Genomic DNA, 3,410 nt, shown 5'->3' with positions numbered 1-3,410 from the left:
GCGACCATCCCGCTGGTGCGCAGGCACGGCTTCGACGTCAGCACGCGGCAGATCGCCGAAGCCGCGGGCATCGCCGAAGGCACGATCTTCCGCGCCTTCGACGACAAGCAGGCGCTGCTGGACCAGGTGGTCGCCGCGGTGATGGACCCCGGGGACGTGGAGCGGCGATTAGATGCCGTCGATCGCGAGCTCCCGCTCGAACAACGGCTGCTGGTGGTCGTCGAGATCATGAACGAACGCCTCACCAGCGTGTTCCAGTTCATGACCGCCGTCGGCTTCGCCCGGCCGCCAGGTGACGACGAGTCCAGGCGGCACGAGCCGCCCTTGCACGCCGGCATGATGGCGCGTATCGAGGCGCTGCTCGAACCGGATCGGCACCGGTTGCGGGTCACGCCGGTCCAAGCGGCGTGGCAGCTGCGGGTGCTCTGCTTCGCCGGCTTCCATCCGCTCATCAACGACGACCGCCCGCTCACGCCGGCCGAGGTCGTCGACCTGCTGCTGCACGGCGTTCTGCGCGACGCGAACCTCTGACCCGACCCGGGGAGCCCACCCATGCTCATCCGCCTCTTGCGGACCTACCTGCGGCCCTACCATTCACGCCTGGCCGCCGTGGTGGTCCTGCAGCTGTTCGGCACGCTCGCCGCGCTGTACCTACCGAGCCTGAACGCCGACATCATCGACCACGGAATCGCCCGGGGCGACACCGGCTACATCGTCTCGACCGGCGTATGGATGCTGGGTGTGACCCTGGTCCAGGTGGTGACCATCATCGCGGCGGTCTACCACGGTGCCTACATCGCCATGGCACTCGGGCGCGACGTCCGGGCCGCAATCTTTCACCAAGTCGGGTTGTTCTCGGCGCGTGAGGTCGCACGCTTCGGCGCGCCGTCGCTGATCACCCGCAACACCAACGACGTCCAGCAGGTCCAGATGCTGGTGATGATGACCACCACCATGCTGGTCATGGCGCCGATCATGTGTGTCGGCGGCATCATCATGGCGCTGCGCCAAGACGTGCAGCTGTCGTCGCTGATGCTGGTGTCCGTTCCGGTCCTGGGAATCGGGGTCCTGCTCATCGCGCGCCGGATGGTGCCGCAGTTCCGCGCCATGCAGGAACGCATCGACGTGGTCAATCGGGTCTTGCGCGAGCAGATCACCGGTATCCGGGTGGTGCGTGCGTTCGTGCGCGAGCCGTACGAGCAGCACCGCTTCGGCCAGGCGAACGCTGCGCTCACCGACACCGCGTTGCGGGTGGGCCGGTTGATGGCGCTGATGTTCCCGTTCGTCATGCTCGTGCTCAACGCCTCGAGCGTCGCGGTCCTGTGGTTCGGCGGGATGCGCGTCGACAGCGGCCAGATGGACGTGGGAGCTCTCACCGCCTTTCTCACCTACCTCATGCAGATCTTGATGTCGGTGATGATGGCGATGTTCATGGTGATGATGGTGCCGCGCGCCGCCGTGGCGGCCGAGCGGATCACCGGGGTTCTCGACACGGAATCGTCGGTCGTACCGCCGTCGCGGCCGGTGACCGACCTGGCCAGTCCCGCCGCGCTCGAAGTTCGCGAGGCCGGGTTCACCTACCCCGGAGCCGATGAACCGGTGCTCGACAGCGTGTCGTTCACGACCGGGCCGGGGGAGACGACGGCGATTCTCGGCAGCACCGGGGCGGGAAAGTCCACGCTGATCGACCTGGTGCCGCGGCTGATGGATGTCACCGCCGGTGCGGTGCTGGTCGGCGGGGTCGACGTCCGGGAGGCCGACCCGGACGTGTTGCGCCGGCGCATCGGGCTGGTGCCGCAACGGCCGTATCTGTTCTCGGGCACGGTCGCGAGCAACCTGCGTTACGGGCGGCCGGAGGCCAGCGACGACGAACTCTGGCAGGCGCTCGAGATCGCTCAGGCCAGGGATTTCGTCGAAGAGATGCCCGAGGGACTCGACGCGCCCATCGCCCAGGGCGGCACCAACGTCTCCGGTGGGCAGCGCCAGCGCCTGGCCATCGCGCGCGCTTTGGTGTGCCGGCCGGACATCTACCTGTTCGACGACTCGTTCTCCGCGCTCGACGTCGCCACCGACGCTCGGCTCCGCGCCGCGTTGCGCCCGTACACGGCGGCCTCGGCCGTGGTGATCGTGGCTCAACGTGTGTCGACGGTGCTCGATGCCGACCAGATCGTCGTGCTCGAGGACGGTGTCGTCGTCGGCATCGGCCGGCACGACGAGCTGATGACCACCTGCCCGACCTATATCGAGATCGTCGAGTCTCAGCTGAGTGCGGAGGAAGCGGCATGAGCACGGCCAAGAGCCCGGCCTCGACCACCACCCGCGCGCCAGCACCCGGCTCCGGCGGGCCCGGTATGGGTGCGCCGCCGCAGAAGCCGATGGAGTTCGGACCCTCGGCGCGCCGCTTGCTCGCCCGGCTCCGCCCGGAGCGCCGTGGAGTCACCCTGGTGATTGCGCTGGCCGTGCTGGCGGTGTTGCTCAACGTGCTCGGTCCGCGTGCTCTCGGTGAAGGGACCGACCTGATCTTCCAGGGCTTCGTGGGCAGCAGGCTGCCCGACGGAGTGACGAAGGAGCAGGCGGTCGAGCAGTTGCGGGCCGGGGGACAGGGCACGTTCGCCGACATGGTGGCCGGCATGGACGTGACCCCGGGGCAGGGCGTCGACTTCGATGCGCTGCGCTGGGTGCTGCTCGGGGTGCTCGCGTTGTACCTGGGCGCGGCGCTGTTCTCGTGGCTGCAGGCCTATCTGCTCAACATCGTCGTGCAACGCACGATGCTGCGGCTGCGCTCGGACGTCGAAGACAAGATCCACCGGCTGCCGTTGAGCTACTTCGACCGGAACGCCCGTGGCGACCTGCTCAGCCGCGTGACCAACGACATCGACAACATCTCGCAGAGCGTCTCGCAGACCATGAGCCAGCTGCTGACGTCCGTGCTGACGGTGCTGGGCATGCTGACCATGATGGTGGTGATCTCGCCGCTACTGGCCGTGATCGCGCTGATCACGGTTCCGCTGTCGGTTCTGATCACCGCCCGGATCGCCAAACGCTCGCAGAAGGAGTTCGTGGCCCAATGGCGCGAGACCGGTGAGCTGAACGCGCACGTCGAAGAGACGCACACCGGGCACACGCTGGTCACGGTCTTCGGCCGCCACGACGCCAGCGAGCGCGAGTTCCAGGAGAAGAACGAGCGGCTGTTCAAAGCGAGCTTCGCCGCGCAGTTCATCACTGGGATCATCCGGCCGGCGATGATGTTCCTTGGCAGCCTGAACTACGCGGCGGTCGCCGTGATCGGCGGGCTGCGGGTGGCGTCGGGCTCGATGAGCCTCGGCGAGGTGCAGGCGTTCATCCACTACTCCCAGCAGTTCACCCAACCGCTGGCCCAGCTGGCGTCGATGGCGAACCTGGTGCAGTCG

Annotated in this window: 3 protein-coding genes; all 3 read left to right on the top strand. The window is 67.8% G+C overall.

Going from position 1 to position 3,410, the window contains the following annotated elements; translation table 11 throughout:
• The coding region (locus M6444_RS14795; protein ID WP_298328870.1) for a TetR/AcrR family transcriptional regulator at positions 1–531 on the top strand (531 nt) is incomplete at its 5' end.
• Between the two features lie 21 nt (positions 532–552).
• A complete protein-coding gene (locus M6444_RS14790; protein ID WP_298328868.1) occupies positions 553–2,286 on the top strand; it encodes an ABC transporter ATP-binding protein in 1,734 nt (577 codons plus the stop codon).
• A 65-nt stretch (positions 2,287–2,351) separates the two neighbouring features.
• On the top strand, positions 2,352–3,410 hold a 1,059-nt coding region (locus M6444_RS14785), incomplete at its 3' end, for an ABC transporter ATP-binding protein (protein ID WP_363326384.1).

Source organism: Haloactinopolyspora sp. (assembly GCF_027324685.1).
GTDB lineage: Bacteria > Actinomycetota > Actinomycetes > Jiangellales > Jiangellaceae > Haloactinopolyspora.
The sequence above is the reverse complement of the archived record's forward strand: the minus strand, read 5'-3'. Positions and strand labels throughout refer to the sequence as shown.